Origin of the sequence: Elizabethkingia bruuniana, from assembly GCF_002024805.1 — a bacterium.
In the GTDB taxonomy this organism is placed as follows: Bacteria; Bacteroidota; Bacteroidia; order Flavobacteriales; family Weeksellaceae; genus Elizabethkingia; species Elizabethkingia bruuniana.
The window spans coordinates 2,508,078-2,524,670 of sequence record NZ_CP014337.1 but is presented as its reverse complement, the minus strand read 5'-3'; the positions used below and the strand labels follow the sequence as shown (position 1 = coordinate 2,524,670).

11 protein-coding genes and 5 tRNA genes are annotated in these 16,593 nt (G+C 37.0%); 6 read left to right on the top strand and 10 right to left on the bottom strand.

The genetic code is table 11. The annotated features are described in order from the left end of the window. Nucleotides 1-67 precede the first annotated feature (67 nt). The 6 genes from AYC65_RS11725 to AYC65_RS11700 all read right to left on the bottom strand — a co-directional run bounded on the left by AYC65_RS11725 (nt 68) and on the right by AYC65_RS11700 (nt 942). Nucleotides 68-322, bottom strand: a complete 255-nt coding sequence (locus AYC65_RS11725) for a GIY-YIG nuclease family protein (protein ID WP_034866467.1) — start codon at nt 320-322, stop codon at nt 68-70. Between the two features lie 51 nt (nt 323-373). Further along, nucleotides 374-447: transfer RNA gene (locus AYC65_RS11720), tRNA-Arg, on the bottom strand. Between the two features lie 43 nt (nt 448-490). After that, nucleotides 491-565, bottom strand: a tRNA-Pro gene (locus AYC65_RS11715). A gap of 82 nt (nt 566-647) precedes the next feature. Further along, nucleotides 648-721, bottom strand: a tRNA-Arg gene (locus AYC65_RS11710). A 45-nt stretch (nt 722-766) separates the two neighbouring features. Continuing rightward, nucleotides 767-841: transfer RNA gene (locus AYC65_RS11705), tRNA-Pro, on the bottom strand. Between the two features lie 16 nt (nt 842-857). Further along, nucleotides 858-942: transfer RNA gene (locus tag AYC65_RS11700), tRNA-Ser, on the bottom strand. 130 nt (nt 943-1,072) lie between these two features. Here AYC65_RS11700 and AYC65_RS11695 point away from each other — a divergent pair. The 5 genes from AYC65_RS11695 (at nt 1,073) to AYC65_RS11675 (ending at nt 10,884) form a co-directional block, all read left to right on the top strand. Continuing rightward, nucleotides 1,073-2,113: an N-acetylmuramoyl-L-alanine amidase gene (locus AYC65_RS11695; RefSeq protein ID WP_034871147.1), complete on the top strand. Its 1,041-nt coding sequence runs from the start codon at nt 1,073-1,075 to the stop codon at nt 2,111-2,113. A gap of 166 nt (nt 2,114-2,279) precedes the next feature. Then, a complete protein-coding gene (gene aspA, locus AYC65_RS11690; RefSeq protein ID WP_034871146.1) occupies nt 2,280-3,683 on the top strand; it encodes an aspartate ammonia-lyase in 1,404 nt (467 codons plus the stop codon). Nucleotides 3,684-3,766: 83 nt separating this feature from the next. Next, nucleotides 3,767-6,682, top strand: a complete 2,916-nt coding sequence (locus tag AYC65_RS11685) for a M16 family metallopeptidase (protein WP_078674583.1) — start codon at nt 3,767-3,769, stop codon at nt 6,680-6,682. A 276-nt stretch (nt 6,683-6,958) separates the two neighbouring features. After that, on the top strand, nt 6,959-8,455 hold the full coding sequence (gene putP, locus AYC65_RS11680) for a sodium/proline symporter PutP (RefSeq protein ID WP_034871166.1): 1,497 nt from the start codon (nt 6,959-6,961) through the stop codon (nt 8,453-8,455). 167 nt (nt 8,456-8,622) lie between these two features. After that, a complete protein-coding gene (locus AYC65_RS11675) occupies nt 8,623-10,884 on the top strand; it encodes a glycoside hydrolase family 3 C-terminal domain-containing protein (RefSeq protein ID WP_034871145.1) in 2,262 nt (753 codons plus the stop codon). 68 nt (nt 10,885-10,952) lie between these two features. On the opposite strand, the gene AYC65_RS11670 is transcribed toward AYC65_RS11675, so the two are convergent. After that, nucleotides 10,953-13,088, bottom strand: a complete 2,136-nt coding sequence (locus AYC65_RS11670) for a S46 family peptidase (RefSeq protein WP_034871144.1) — start codon at nt 13,086-13,088, stop codon at nt 10,953-10,955. 133 nt (nt 13,089-13,221) lie between these two features. Between AYC65_RS11670 and AYC65_RS11665 the strand changes: the two genes are divergently transcribed. Beyond that, nucleotides 13,222-13,701 (top strand): copper resistance protein NlpE, encoded by a 480-nt coding sequence (locus tag AYC65_RS11665; protein WP_034871143.1) that lies wholly within the window; start codon nt 13,222-13,224, stop codon nt 13,699-13,701. Nucleotides 13,702-13,750: 49 nt separating this feature from the next. On the opposite strand, the gene AYC65_RS11660 is transcribed toward AYC65_RS11665, so the two are convergent. The 3 genes from AYC65_RS11660 to AYC65_RS11650 form a co-directional block, all read right to left on the bottom strand. Then, complete coding sequence (locus tag AYC65_RS11660; protein WP_034871142.1) at nt 13,751-14,122, bottom strand: hypothetical protein; 372 nt, start codon at nt 14,120-14,122, stop codon at nt 13,751-13,753. An 11-nt stretch (nt 14,123-14,133) separates the two neighbouring features. Next, the gene (locus AYC65_RS11655; RefSeq protein WP_034871141.1) at nt 14,134-14,778 is read right to left on the bottom strand and encodes an MgtC/SapB family protein; all 645 of its coding nucleotides are present in this window, start codon (nt 14,776-14,778) and stop codon (nt 14,134-14,136) included. An 89-nt stretch (nt 14,779-14,867) separates the two neighbouring features. After that, nucleotides 14,868-16,589, bottom strand: a complete 1,722-nt coding sequence (locus AYC65_RS11650; RefSeq protein ID WP_034871140.1) for a HAMP domain-containing sensor histidine kinase — start codon at nt 16,587-16,589, stop codon at nt 14,868-14,870. Nucleotides 16,590-16,593 lie beyond the last annotated feature (4 nt).

The following is a 16,593-nucleotide window of genomic DNA, read 5'->3' as shown; positions in this document are numbered from 1 at the left end:
AAAGGCTTTTTAAAGTGAGCGCGACAGGATTCGAACCTGTGACCGTTCCGATTGAAATCGGAATGCTCTATCCAGTCGAGCTTTTTATAAGTTGTTCAATTTTCTTTTTACTTTTCCATGCTTTTATTTCGCGTTCTCTTTTATATGCAGAGCTCTTATCGTTGAAAGTTTCAGAATATACAATAATCCAATCCTTAGCACGGGAAGTAAAACCTTTATGATTAGAAAGGTGTTTTCTCAATCTCTCATTAAGTTCTTCTAAGCAATGACCAATATAAAATTGATTGAGAGTAGAGGAGTGTAACATATAGCAGAAACACATAGCTAAATATAAAGAAAAAAGCCTCTACATTTCTGTAAAGGCTTTTTAAAGTGAGCGCGACAGGATTCGAACCTGTGACCGTCTGCTTAGAAGGCAGATGCTCTATCCAGCTGAGCTACGCACCCTTCATGTATAAAAAAAGCTTTTTAAACTAAAAAGCTTTTTAAGTCGGGATGGCAGGATTCGAACCTGCGACCTCCTGGTCCCAAACCAGGCGCGATGACCGGACTACGCTACATCCCGAGTATTTTTAAAATCTGTAAAGATTTTTACAAATGCAGAAAAAAATATAAAAAAATAAAAGCCTTATTAGATAAGGCTTTTGTGAGCGCGACAGGATTCGAACCTGTGACCGTCTGCTTAGAAGGCAGATGCTCTATCCAGCTGAGCTACGCACCCATTTTGGTAAAAAAAAGCTTTTTGAACCAAAAAGCTTTTTTTAAGTCGGGATGGCAGGATTCGAACCTGCGACCTCCTGGTCCCAAACCAGGCGCGATGACCGGACTACGCTACATCCCGAATATTTTTTATACTGCGGAGGGTAAGGGATTCGAACCCTTGCGACCCTTGCGAGTCGACAGTTTAGCAAACTGCTCCGTTAACCACTCCGGCAACCCTCCTTATTTTTTAATGATCTTTTGTTCTGCGTTTGCGAGTGCAAATATAGAACGGATTTTTGAATTTACCAAAACTTTTTTGCATTTATTTTTTGTATTTTTGACAAAATAAAAACCTTTAAAACACCTATTGATGCGTAATACATTATATTTCATCGGATTAAGTGCAGTGCTTTTTTCCTGCGGTTCTTCTAAAAATGTTACACCTCAGAAAAAAAACTTACCAGTAAATAAAAATAATACCAGTAATGTTACTGCAAAACCACAAACGCCGTCTGTGCAGACCCCGGTAAAACCGGCTATACAGAAAGACCATGGAGTAGAGTTTTATACAACAAATATTGCTGACATTACTAAAAACGATAATACAGCAAGTTATGGTAGTATTGTAACTGCTAAACCAATGGGTTACCAGATTACAAAAAACTATTTTCCGGCTATAGGACAAAATTTCAGACAGCGCTATCTTATTCTTCACTATACAGCGTTGGATAATGATCGATCCATTACGGCATTAACACAAAGAGGTGTAAGTGCCCATTATTTGGTAAGTGATATCAACGATCAGGAAATCTACCAGATTGTAGACGAAAATAAAAGATCCTATCATGCAGGGGTAAGCAACTGGAGAAAAGACTCTAACCTAAATGATACTTCCATTGGGATTGAAATTGTGAATAGCGGATTTACAACAAATGCTTCAGGTCAGAGGATTTTTGCAGATTTCCCGGATTATCAGATCAGAAAAGTAGCTGCATTAGCTAAAGATATCGTACAACGCTATAATATTCCGCCAACGAATGTTTTGGCACACTCAGATATAGCCCCCGGCAGAAAGCAGGATCCAGGGCCAAAATTCCCGTGGAAAAAACTATATGACGAATACCAGATTGGAATGTGGTATGATGAAGGTATACGTGCAGGGTTCCTTAATCAGTTAGAGACAGGAACTTTTGAATCCGATAAAAATACACCACCATTCATTTATAAAGTACAGAGCCAGCTTCAGTCATTAGGATACCAAGTTGATTTATCCGGGCAATGGGATAATCAGACTAAACTAGTTGTTCAGTCATTCCAGTATCATTTCTGGCCGCAATTAGGAGACGGAGTTCTGGATATGGGAACTTATGCTACTTTATTGGCATTATTGCAAAAGTATCCGTCAAAATAATGGATTGAAAAATATTTCTTAAAAGAAATATTTGATTAATATTTTTCTTAATTCCTGCCCCTGAACATAAGGAGCAGGAATTTTTTTTCGTAATTGATTTATTATAAATGATTTTTTTCTAATCCAATATATTTGGTTTAACTTTAGAGTTTAAAATTTTTGAATAATGAATGATTACAGAATTGAAAGTGATCTGATAGGTGAACTAAAGGTTCCGGTAAATGCATACTATGGAGTACAGACGCAGAGAGCGATAGATAATTTTAAAATTTCCAATGATCACTTATCGGATCATCCGGAGTTTATTAAAGCTTTTGCTTTCGTCAAAAAGGCAGCTGCTCAGACTAATTTTGAATTAGGACTTTTAGATGAGATCATCAATAAAAATATAACAACAGCTTGTGATGAGATTATCGCAGGGAAAATGCATGAAGAGTTTCCAACGGATATGATCCAGGGCGGAGCAGGAACTTCAATGAATATGAACGCTAATGAAGTAATTGCGAACAGAGCTTTGGAACTTATGGGACACCAGAAAGGTGAATACCAGTTCTGTTCTCCAAACGATCATGTAAACCTTTCTCAGTCTACTAACGATGCTTATCCTACTGCAATTCGTATAGCATTATACAACCTGAATAAAACACTTGTAGAGCGTCTGGAATTACTGATTCAATCATTCAGAAAAAAAGCGGATGATCTGAAAGATGTCATTAAAATGGGGCGTACCCAGCTGCAGGATGCAGTGCCTATGACAATGGGGCAGGAGTTTAATGCTTTCGCCAATACTCTTCAGGAGGAAATAGCCCGTTTGAATACGAATGCAGATCTGTTCCTTGAAACCAATATGGGAGCAACAGCAATTGGTACAGGGCTTAATGCGCATCCGGATTATGCTTTGAAATGTACAGAGAATCTGGCTAAGATTTCAGGAGCAGATGTAGTGTTGGCTTCAGACCTTGTAGAGGCAACACCTGATACCGGAGCTTATGTTATTTATTCTTCTGCAATGAAAAGAATGGCTGTGAAGCTTTCCAAAATTTGTAATGACTTAAGATTATTGGCTTCAGGACCGAGAGCTGGTTTTTATGAAATTAATTTACCAAAAATGCAGCCCGGATCCTCTATTATGCCTGGAAAAGTAAATCCGGTAATCCCGGAAGTGGTAAATCAGGTTTGTTTTAAAGTTATTGGGAATGATCTTACTGTAACTTTTGCAGCAGAGGCTGGTCAGTTACAGCTTAATGTTATGGAACCCGTTCTTACGCAATCAATCATGGAGTCTATCCGTTTTCTGAAAAACGCGATGGATACTCTTCGTGAAAAATGTATAGATGGTATTACAGCCAACAAAGAAGTTTGCCTGAATATGGTGAAAAACAGTATTGGTATTGTTACAGCACTTAATCCATATATTGGATATAAAAATAGTACTAAGATTGCTAAAGAAGCCCTTGATACTGGTAAGAGTGTATATGATCTGGTATTAGAGCATGAATTATTAAGCAAAGAAAAACTGGATGAGATTCTGGCACCTGAAAACATGCTGAATCCACATGCAAAATTCTAAAAGAAAATGATATTAACAAATAGAGAGGAGTTTTTTACTCCTCTTTTATTCTAAATATACGCTCTTTTATAAAAATATATAATATGAGAAAAATAGTATCTACACTTTCCTTAGTTTTGTTGATGAATATGATGAACGCACAAGATTTTAAAATACAGACATTAAAAGATAATAAAGGTTATACTTATGAAACGGTAAATAATGATCCGGATCATGTAAGAGTATATACCCTGAAGAACGGTCTGAAGGTATTTCTGGCTAAGAATACAGATGCACCGAGAATTCAAACCTATATTCCTGTACGTACAGGTTCCAATAATGACCCTGCAGACAATACTGGTTTAGCCCATTATTTAGAGCATATGGTGTTTAAGGGAACGTCAAAACTAGGAACTAAAGACTGGACTAAAGAAAAAGCTTTGATTCAGCAGATATCAGATCTTTATGAAGCACACAAAGCAGAAAAAGATCCTGCTAAAAAAAGAGAGATCTATAAAAAAATAGATGCTGTTTCTCAGGAAGCCTCCAAATATGCAATTGCGAACGAGTACGATAAAGCAACATCTTCTATTGGTGCTACCGGTACCAATGCGCATACCTGGTTGGATGAAACTGTTTATAAAAATAACATTCCAAATAACGAGCTGGAGAAGTGGTTTAAAATAGAAAAAGAACGTTTCTCTGAATTAGTGCTTAGATTATTCCATACTGAACTGGAAGCTGTTTACGAAGAATATAACCGTGCACAGGATAATGACGGAAGACTTGTAAACTACGAATTGATGGATGCTTTGTTTCCAAAACATCCAAACGGTCAGCAAACAACTATAGGAACAGCGGAACACCTGAAGAACCCTTCCATGGTAGCGATCAATAAATATTTTGATACTTATTATGTTCCTAACAATATGGCTGTAGTATTGGTAGGAGATTTGGATTTTGATAAAACGATTGCACTCGCAGATAAATACTTCGGAACTTTCCAGTATAAAGAGCTGCCAATGAAGAAAATGGTTTCGGAAGAACCCATGACTAAAATTGTTGAGAAAACAGTGAAAAGTCCTACCACACCAAGATTGCAAATGGCATGGAGAACAGATAGCTATGGATCTAATGAATCCCATCTGGCAGAAATAACAGCACAGATTCTTAGCAATAGTGGGGAAGCAGGACTTTTGGATACCAATGTCAATCAGCAGCAGAAAGCACTGCGTGCAGTTGCTTATAACTCTCCGCTGAAAACCTATGGATACTTTACTATGGTTATTGTCCCTAAAGAAGGGCAAAGCATGCAGGATGCAAAGCAATTATTACTGCAACAGATAGATCTTGTTAAAAAAGGAGAATTTCCGGATTGGATGATTCCGGCAATTATAGAAGACATGAAGCTCTCCAGAATGAGACAGCTGGAAACAGCTGACGGACTTGCAACCAATCTTTATGATACTTATATCAAAGGTAGAAGCTGGGACCAGGAGCTTAATGAGATCAACGAATATTCTAAGATTACAAAGGAAGATATTGTAAAATTTGCCAACGATTTCTTTAAAGATAACTATGTCGTTGTCTACAAAGAAAAAGGTGTAAATGATAAACTTGTCAGAGTAGAGAATCCAGGTATTACACCAATTCAGCTAAATAAAGATGCACAGTCACCTTTCCTTAAAGAAATCATTTCCGAAAAAGTTTCAGATATTACTCCTTTATTTGTGGACTTCAAAAAAGAAATAAAAGAAACCGCAGTTAAAGGTGTAAAACTGAGTTATATTCAGAATAAAACAAATGATATAGCACAGATGAACTATATCTTCAACTTTGGTACTGACAATGATAAGGAGTTGGGATTAGCACTAAGTGTATTGGAATACCTGGGAACAGATAAATATACTCCGGAGCAATTAAAGGCTGAATTCTACAAGATAGGTATCTCTTACAATCTTCAGATTGGCGCAGACAGAATCAATGTTTCACTTTCGGGACCTGAGAAGAATATAGGAAAAGGTCTTGCTTTGGTAAATCACTGGATTCAGAATGTGAAGCCAGATCAGGAGATTTATAACAAGACAGTCAAAACTATACTGGAAGGCCGCGAAATAGCGAAAAAAGACAAAGCCCGTATTATGGCTGCGTTGAGTAACTACGCTAAGTTTGGAAAAGATTCGAGATTCAGGGATGTTATTTCCAAAGAGCGTCTTACAGCTATAAAAGCGGATGAAATCACGAATAAAATAAAATCTCTTGCAAAATACCCGTATGAATTGTTCTTCTATGGTAAAGACCTTGGTGCTTTTGAGAAGGAAGTAAGCGGATATGTACAAAAAGCAAGTCTGAAATATCCTGTGGCTAAAGTATATCCTGAATTGCCAACCGGTGGACAGGTGTATTTTACAAACTACGATATGGTACAAATGGAGATGAGCAAAATTGGACGTGGTGAAGAAATTAAGCCCGCTAATTTTGGGAAAATCAATGTATTCAATGAATACTTTGGTAGAGGTTTGTCATCTATTGTTTTTCAGGAAATCCGTGAATCGCGTTCACTGGCATATTCTGCTTACGTAAATTATGTTTATCCAGATGAACTGAAGAAGCACGATTATGTAACAACTTATATCGGAACACAATCTAATAAGTTGCTACAGGCAGTTTCCGCAATGAATGAGTTGATGGCAGAACTTCCACAAATTCAGGTACAGTTTGATAATGCTAAAGGATCTGCACTAAAACAAATTGCGTCTAACAGAATTACCAAGCGTAATATCTATTTCAACTACCTTAGAATGAAGAAGCTGGGGATTGATTATGATGTTCGTAAAGATATTTATAATGAAGTAAAAGAACTTACTTTACCTCAGTTATCCAATTTCTATAATACAGAAGTTAAGCCTGTTAACTATAATACAGCTATTATTGGTAAGAAAGAAAATCTGGATATGAATGCAATAAATAAACTGGGAACATTCCGGGAAGTAAGCTTAGAAGAAATCTTTGGTTATTAAAAATAAAAATCCGGGAAACTTCCCGGATTTTTTTATTGAAAATTAAACACGACTTTCAGTATTTAAAAACCTCACAGACTATTACAGGCTATGAGGTTTTTTATATCTGTCCGGTTTACTACAAGTTATCATGTACGCTTTACTTTTGAAATGGAGGCTATATGAAGTTGAAATAGTTTAAACATAGGTTTTGCTGCTTTAAAACCTTAATTTTTTCTTAAAATTAGACCCCGTATTTTTTTGAAAATGGCTATATTCGGGACCATAAAAAACGATATGCAAATATACGAAGCGATTTCTGTGGGGCTGTATCTGTTGTTAATGATAGGTATCGGCGTATATTCTTATAAAAAATCAACAAGCAATTCCGAGGAATTTTTAATAGGCGGAAGGAAAATGGGAGCGGCCGTAACAGCGCTTTCGGCCGGAGCAGCCGACATGAGTGGCTGGCTACTGATGGGTGTGCCAGGCGCTATGTATTTATCGGGAATTTCCAGTTCCTGGATTGCAATAGGGCTTACTACCGGAGCATTTCTTAATTATATTATTGTAGCACCGCGGCTGAGAATTTATACCGAAGTTGCTCAGAATGCAATTACATTACCTGTATTTTTTGAAAACAGATTTAAAAATAAAAATCACCTTCTGAAGGTTACTTCTTCCATTTTTATTCTGGTATTTTTCACATTGTATACTTCTGCAGGTATGGTTTCCGGAGGTAAGCTATTTGAATCAGCCTTTGGAATTGACTATACGGTGGGATTATTACTGACCAGTTTGGTAGTTGTCTTATATACATTTTTGGGAGGTTTCCTTGCAGTAAGTCTTACCGACTTTGTACAGGGGACTATTATGGTATTAGCCTTAGTTATCGTGCCTATTGTAGCAATTTCACAAATCGGAAGTATTGGGGAGACTTTTTCCCTTATCAAAGCCAAGGATCCTAAATATTTGGATTTGTTTAGAGGGACAACCACTATCAGCATTGTTTCTCTTTTAGCATGGGGGCTTGGATATTGCGGGCAGCCACATATTCTGGTGCGTTTTATGGCTATAGATAAGCCAAAAGACCTTGTTAAAGCTAGGAGAATAGGAATTACATGGATGATTTTTACTGTTGCCGGAGCATTAGCGATTGGTTTAATCGGGATTGCTTACCTTCAAAAGTTTGATCTTGAAACGATGATGAAGTTTGATGGTTCTAAAACAGAGGCGGAAACTATTTTTATTTATTTCTCCCGTATTCTGTTCCATCCGCTTATTGCAGGATTTCTATTAACAGCAATTCTTGCAGCAGTTATGAGTACTATTTCCTCTCAATTGTTAGTAACATCCAGTTCATTAACTGAAGATATTTATAAAGCTTTCCTGAATAAAAATGCAACGCCAAAACAACTCTTGCTTACCAGCAGGCTTTCAGTTCTGTTAGTGGCTGTGGTAGCTGTACTTTTGTCCCTTAATCCTAAAGATAGTATTCTTAATCTTGTAGGGAATGCATGGGCAGGCTTTGGTTCCGCATTTGGACCTTTAATTCTGTTATCTCTTCTCTGGAAAAAAACAACTTGGCAGGGAGGTCTTGCCGGTATGCTGGTTGGAGGAATTACAGTATTGGCCTGGGTATATATCCAACATCCGTTTAAAGACTGGTATGAAATGATTCCAGGTTTCATATTGTCCTTATTAACCAATCTGGTAGTTTCTACATTAACTTACAAGCCAGATGAGGTTATTGAAAGTGAATTTGAAGAAGTAAATAAAATTATGCAGGAATAATAAATAACTGTAGAATAACATAAAATAACCAGAGGGAAATAGTAATTTTAAGACGAATCCCCCTGGTTATTTTATTTTTGTACCATATTTTTATTATCTCATTTTGAGACAATTTAAAAATTTATTACATTTACATTATTAATAATTATAAAGTAAAAACGATAGCTATGCTGAAGAGAATTATCTTAGCCTCATTGATATCTTTGCTGGCTCCCGGATTACAGGCACAGAATAAACAGGTTCCTGCCTATCTGGATGCATCAAAACCAGTAGAGCAGCGCATTGAAGATGCACTTTCCAGAATGACTCTGGAAGAGAAAGTAGCCATGCTTCATGCGCAGTCCAAATTTAGTTCTCCCGGGGTTCCACGTCTGGGAATACCGGAATTCTGGACTACAGATGGTCCGCACGGCGTACGTCCGGAAGTTTTGTGGGATGAATGGGATCAGGCAGGCTGGAGTAACGACTCTATTGTAGCGTATCCGGCTCTTACAGCATTATCAGCTACATGGAACAAAAAAATGTCATGGAATTATGGTAAAGCTTTGGGTGAAGAAGCCCGCTATCGTAAAAAAGATATTTTATTGGGTCCTGGTGTCAATATTTACAGAACACCGCTTAACGGACGTAATTTTGAATATATGGGAGAGGATCCGTATCTCACTTCCAAGATGGTTGTTCCGTATATCAAAGGAGTACAGTCTAATGGTGTAGCAACCAGTGTAAAGCATTTTGCACTTAATAATCAAGAGGAATTCCGCCATACCAGCAATGTTATTGTGGACGATCGTACTTTATACGAAATATATTTACCGCCATTTAAAGCTGCAGTTCAGGAAGGAGATTCCTGGACAATTATGGGAGCTTATGATAAATATAAGAATCAGTATGCGAGCCAGAATGAATATCTGCTGAACAAAATTCTGAAAGGCGAGTGGGGCTATAAAGGTGTAGTAGTATCCGACTGGGGCGCAGTAAACAATACTGAACAAGCTATTCATAACGGATTGGATATGGAATTCGGCAGCTGGACAAACGGATTGTCGGCTGGTACCAGAAATGCATATGACAACTATTATCTGGCAAAACCTTATCTGGATCTTATAAAATCCGGAAAGGTAGGCACAACAGAGCTGGATGATAAAGTAAGAAGGATTCTGCGTTTGGGCTATAATACAACAATGAATCCTAATAAACCTCTTGGTAATATAGCTTCGGAAGATCATATGGCTGTTGCCAAAGAGATTGGAGAAGAAGGAATTGTATTGCTTCAGAACAATAACAATGTTTTGCCAATAAATACGGATAAAGTCCGAAAGATTGCAGTAATCGGAGAGAATGCAATTAAGATGATGACTGTTGGCGGAGGTTCTTCGTCACTAAAAGTAAAATATGAAACACTTCCTTTAGAAGGTATCAAATCAAGGTTTGGTAAAAAAGCCGATGTGCAGTTTGCACGTGGCTATGTAGGAGATGTCGGTGGAGAATATAATGGTGTGAAGTCTGGTCAGAATCTGAAAGATGACCGTCCGACTTCAGAGTTGCTGAATGAGGCGGTAGCTCTGGCTAAGAAATCAGATGTTGTAATCTTTGTTGGCGGGCTTAATAAAAGTGATTATCAGGATAGTGAGGGACATGACAGAAAAGGATTGGGATTACCATATAATCAGGACCAGCTTATCTCTGCATTGGCAAAAGCCAATAAAAATCTTGCTGTAGTACTGGTTTCCGGTAATGCTGTAGCAATGCCGTGGGTAAAAGAAGTGCCTGCAATTGTTCAGGGATGGTACTTGGGTTCTGAAGCAGGAAATGCTTTGGCTGCTGTATTAGCAGGCGATGCCAATCCTTCAGGAAAATTACCGTTTACTTTCCCTGTAAAGCTGGAAGATAACGCAGCTCATCAGATGGGTGAGTATCCGGGAAACAAAGAAGAACTGGCTGCCGGAAAAGGAAAAGATCAGAAAAATCCAATTAATATCACATACAACGAAGGGATTTTTGTAGGCTATCGTTGGCATGATACTAAAAATATAAAACCATTGTTCAGTTTTGGTCATGGTCTTAGCTATACAACTTTTGAATATGGAAAAGTTAGTGCAGATAAAACTCAGATGGCGCAAGACGGAAAAATTACATTTACAGTAAGTATTAAAAATACTGGAAAAAGAGAAGGTGCCGAGGTAGCACAGCTTTATATAAGTGATCTTAAATCATCTGTGCCACGTCCTGTAAAAGAGCTGAAGGGGTTTGAAAAAATAAATTTAAAACCGGGTGAGCAAAAAGAAGTAAGTTTTACGATTGATAAATCAGCATTAAGTTTCTTTGATGCAGCTACACATCAGTGGGTAGCTGAACCCGGAGAATTTGAAGCATTAGTTGGAGCTTCTTCTTCAGATATTAAAACAAAAGTGAAGTTTACACTTCAGTAATATTAGGTTAATTACAAATAGAAAATGCCGGAGAATTCCGGCATTTCTTATTTTAGTTACAACGAAGATTATTTTACAATTTTCATTTCGTTAATTAACCATTTAGCATCAGCGAATTTATCAATAATGAACAGAATATATTTTGTATCCACCATAATGTTTCTGCTGAATCTAGGGTCGAAGTTAATGTCACTCATTGTTCCTTCCCATTGTCTGTCGAAGTTAAGACCCACAAGGTTTCCGTTAGCATCTAATGCAGGACTTCCGGAGTTACCACCTGTAGTGTGATTAGTTGCTGTAAAGTTTACAGGAACATCACCTGTCTGATCTTTATACATTCCGTAATCTTTCTTGTTGTATAAATCAATAAGCCTTTTAGGAACATCAAATTCATAATCTCCAGGTACATATTTTTCCATTACACCTGCAAGATGAGTTTTGTATCCATAGGTTACAGCATCTCTTGGATTAGAACCTTTTACTACACCATAAGTTACACGAAGTGTAGAATTAGCATCCGGGAAGAATTTCTTATCCTTATCAGTTTCCAGCTGTTGCTTCATATACTTTTTCTGAAGCGCATCTATTTCAGTTTGTAAGGAAGCATATTTAGGCTCTACTTTCTGAGAGTAGGCATCCTTCATAGATAAAGCTAGTTTGTAGAAAGGATCATTCTTAATAGCAGTTGCAAAACCAGCGTCAGCAAATATTTTGTCAATATTCTGATTTGTATAAGTGCCATTTAAAGCTTTACGTCCACTGATTATAGAGTTTTTAGACCAGTCCTCAACTACTGTAAGGTTTTTGGTTACATCACTGAACTGAGCAAATCCTGAAGGTAAAAATTCAGCCGGAGTTTTCTGTGCATATAACGCCAATAATTTTGCTGTTACTTTAGCATCCAATTCTCCTTCATAATCCTTGTAGAAAGAAGTTAAAGTGTTCTTTAGTTTCTTAGTAGATTCCGGAGTTGCCTTTCCGGATTCAACATCCTGAAAATATGTAATGAAATAGTTGGCAAGACGCAATGTCTCTGCATTCCTTGTAACCTCAGTATAGTAAGCATTGTTTAATGCATAAGGAGCTTGCTCGTTATACAATTGGCTAAATTTATCAACAGTTGCTTTAACCTCCTGGTTTTTCTGTGCTAAAGTTTGTTCATAAGCCTGCTTTTTAGCTACTGCATTAGATTTTTTCAAACCTTCCACTTCACCCATCCATTTTTTCCAGTAGTTAGCAACGGATGCATATTTAGATGCATATTTAATGCGGGTTGCATTATCAATACGCATTTTTTCATCAAGAGTCTTCAGCGCAATATCACGTACTGTAATTTTAGCCGGATCTGTATCGTTGATGATCTTTTCTACAGCAATTGAAGGAAGGTATTCAGTTGTTTTTCCCGGGAATCCGAAAACGAATGTGAAATCACCTTCTTTAAGGTCTTTTACAGATACCGGAAGTGAATATTTCGGTGTGTATGGAATGTTATCTTTAGAATATTCTGCAGGTTTATTGTTTTTGTCTGCATAGATACGGAACATAGAAAAATCTCCTGTATGTCTTGGCCATACCCAGTTGTCTGTATCAGAACCAAATTTACCAATAGATTGAGGTGGTGCTCCTACTAAACGGATATCTTTGAAAGTCTCAATGATAAACGCATAATATTTGTTACCATCATACATGGATTTTATAACAACCTTCTGTGAAGGTTCTAATTTAAAGCTTGCTTTTGCAGCCTCTATATTTTTTTCAATTGCAGCTTTTACATCCTTAGCAGCCAGATTTTCTGTTCCCGGAAGAATTTGATTAGTCACCTCTTTAATATCGGTGATGAAATCTACAACCACACCAGGGTTTGGAAGTTCTTCTCCCATATTTTTTGCCCAGAAACCATTACTTAGAAGGTCATTTTGTACAGTAGAATGAGCCTGAATCTGTCCGAAGCCACAGTGGTGATTTGTCAATAACAAACCTTTTGGAGAGATTATTTCAGCAGTACAGCCTCCGTTGAATTGCACTACAGCATCTTTAATACTAGGTTTTTGAGTATTGAAAATATCTTTCGCAGAAATTTTCATGCCCAATTCCTTCATTTCCTTCTCATTTAACTCTGTAGGAATCCACATTCCTCCCGCCTGTTGAGCAAAAGCCGTTACTGCGGGGAGTAAAGCTAGTGCTAATAGGATGTTTTTCTTCATAAACTAAAATTTGCCCCAATTTACGAAGAATATTTAGGATAGACGGACTTTATATTAATTTCTGCAAGTAGGTGAAAATGGCTTGAAATTTGGATTGTAGGCGATAAATTTCACACCTAAAATTAACTAAAAGATGAAAAAAAATGTATTACTATTTGCTGTTACAGCAGGAGCTTTATTAATGTCATGCTCACAAAAGAAGGAGCTAAAACCGGAAAGTGGTGCCGAAGTTACATCAACTGAGATTAAAACAGACTCTATTGCATCTGTAGCTCCAATTACCGATGATGGACACAATGCACAGAATTCTTTAGACTGGGCAGGAACTTATGAAGGAACATTACCATGTGCAGATTGTCCGGGTATTAAAACAACCATTACGCTAAAAGATGATAATACCTATACAATCTCAGAAGAATATCTGGAAAGAAAAACAAAAGCAGAGGATAAAGGAAAATTTGAATGGGATAAAAGCGGTAGCAAAGTATCCTTAATCAGTAAAGATGGTAAGAGACAGTATTTTGTTGGTGAAAATCAACTAATCCATTTGGATATGGACGGAAAAGAAATTACCGGACCTAATAAAGATCTTTATATTCTTAAAAAGAAATAAGGTTTATAGATAACAAAAGAGAACTCCCTGAAATTATTCAGGGAGTTTTTTATACCAGTCTGCAGGGAACATCCAGATCTTCTGTTAGATAATAGCTGCTGCATAAACGATGGTATCCATCAGCTATAATTAATTCATTTTGGCCTCTTACCAACAAGATAGGAGAGAGCTTTTTATTCTTTTCTACTTTCTTCAGGTTTTCTTTTACATGAATATTGGTTTCAGGGAGCAACGCTAGCTTACTTGCCCTTAGTATATCTTTCGATTTTTTCTTTATAGTAGGAGCCTTTTTTAGTTTTGCAACAATTTTCTGTGCTTCATCAGGTACAAAAAGAAGTTCTAAATAATCCTGTGCTGCAGGAAAATCATGTTCTTCCGGTTCTCCCAGCCAGATATCTGCTTTTGGTGTAGTTTTCTTCATTGAAATATGTTTTAGAATTGGTACGAAGTGATTTTTTCATCATCCATCAACTGATGGATGAGGGCCTGATGATGTCTGTTTTTACCAGAAAGTCTCCATGTTGTGGCCAATATACCCTGTCCGTATTGTTGTTTGATAATAGTGAAATTAAGATGGTGCTTTTTAAAAATGTTTTCGCAGTAGATAAAGTCATCTTGTGATGAGGTCGTGATTTTGTATTCCCGGATTTTGTGATGATTGTCGATATAATCCTGAAGATAGGTTAACAAACTAAGAATAGCCATTACCAGCGCAAAGCCTAATAATGCCAGATAAACATAGCCAGAGCCTACACACATCCCTAGTGATGCTGTGGCCCAGATTGTAGTGGCAGTGGTAATTCCTCCAATTTTATTGTCATCTTTGAAGATAACCCCGGCGCCCAGAAATCCAATACCAGTAATAATATTGGCAGCTAACCGATCCGGATTTTCAACGCCTATTTTTATAGAAAGTATAGTAAATAAACAGGATCCGAAGCATACCAGAATAAAGGTACGCAAACCAGCTGATTTATTCCTATACTCCCGTTCAGCACCAATAATAAGTCCAATAATAACGGAAATAATAATAAGTAATAATTCATTCTGTACAGGAAGTTTATCAAATATATCCATAATGCTGAAAATGATAAATAAATGTACAAAAAAACCTGTTACGTTTTTATGATTTTAGTAACAGGCCTTTTAATCTTGTATTTTTTTATTTATGTATCAGAAAGGGGTAGTGTAAAATAAAAAGTACTGCCCTGATTCAGGGAACTAAATACACCGATTTCGCCATGTTGCTTTTCAATAAAATTCTTGGATATTGCCAGTCCCAAACCTGTTCCGCTTTGATGCTCTCCGGGTACCTGAAAATAACGGTCAAATATTTGGCGGTGGTATTTTTCGTCAATTCCTTTTCCGCTATCAGAAATCCCGAACCGTACAAATGCACCTTTCTTTTCTATGAGAATGCGGATGCTTTCTTCGGGGAATGAATGCTTGATGGCATTGCTCAGGAAATTATTAATAACCCATACCGTTTTATCAAAGTCCGCAACTACGCGGTCTTCTTTATCTGTCTTTACCTCTGTGACAACAGAAATATTTTTTTGCTCCGCCAGCATTTCAACATTTTTAACGGCTGTATAAACTAATTCTTCAGGATTACAAGATTCAACATTCAGACGGATATTGCCGCTTTCTACCTGAGAAAGGTTAAGTAACTCACTGGTTATGGTTAACAAACGTTGCCCGTCCTCATCTATACTTTTTAATAATTCCTGCTGTTGCTCATTAAGATTACCGAACTTTTGGTTCCCCAATAGCTGTACGCCCATTTTAATAGCCGCAATTGGTGTTTTCAGTTCATGAGAAATAGTTGCGATGAAATTGGTCTTGGCGAAGTCTAATTCTTTGAAAGGGGTAATGTTGCGAAGGAGAATTACTTTACCAATGTTTTTCTTTTCTTTTTCACCGGTTTTAATGGCGCTGATAGGAATTACATCCTGTTCAAAATAACTCTCTTTGTTATCAGCTACAATTTTTATAGGCTCTTCCGAAGGATTGTCTATATTTTTAAGGAGTTCACGAAGCAAATCATTATTTATAGCAACCTCATGAGCTGTTTTTCCCATCAATTCTTCTTTCTTCAGATTGGTTATTCTTAATGCCTGATCATTGATCATGTAGATGAAATGATTTTCATCCAGACCAATAACAGCATCGTGCATATTGTTAACAAGTGTTTCAATACGCTTTTTATCCATTAATTGTTTGGACAAATTGCTGCTTTCATATTCCTCAAGCTTTTCAGCCATAATATTGAATGAATCTGCAAGATCATTAAATTCTTCACTGCCTTTGAAGTGAACTCTTTCATGATAATTTCTACCGGCAATCTGACGGATACTGGATGTAAGTTGGCGAATAGGTTCGGCAATGGTCTGGGGGAGATTAAAAAGAAGTGTAAAGGCAATCATGAAACATACTGTTCCTAAACTAACAATCCAAAAGGTAGCATTACCAGCTGTAACAATAGCCGTATCACTTTTTCTTTCAATGGCTTTCATATTCAGCGACATGATTTTTGCCAGATCACTTCGGATTTGCTTTTCGCCTGCAATAGTCTTTTCTTCTAAATACTTTTTAAAATGGATATTCAGACTGTGAGTAGCTTCTTTTTCTCCGGGTTCCGAAAGATTCTTATCCTGAAAAGCATTGTTTATTCTGAAGTTTTTTACAGCCTGTGCACTATCTGTATCTATCTTATCCAGTGCCAGCATCATGTTTTTAGCATATTCCAGACTGTTATAATTGGCTGTAAGAATTTTTTCAGTGTCGGATTTTAGTTTATTGATATACAATGCACCAATCACCGAAAGTAAAACAATCAGTAAAAACAGAAGCCCGACTCCTAAAGTGAGTTTTGTTTTAAGTTTCATAGTG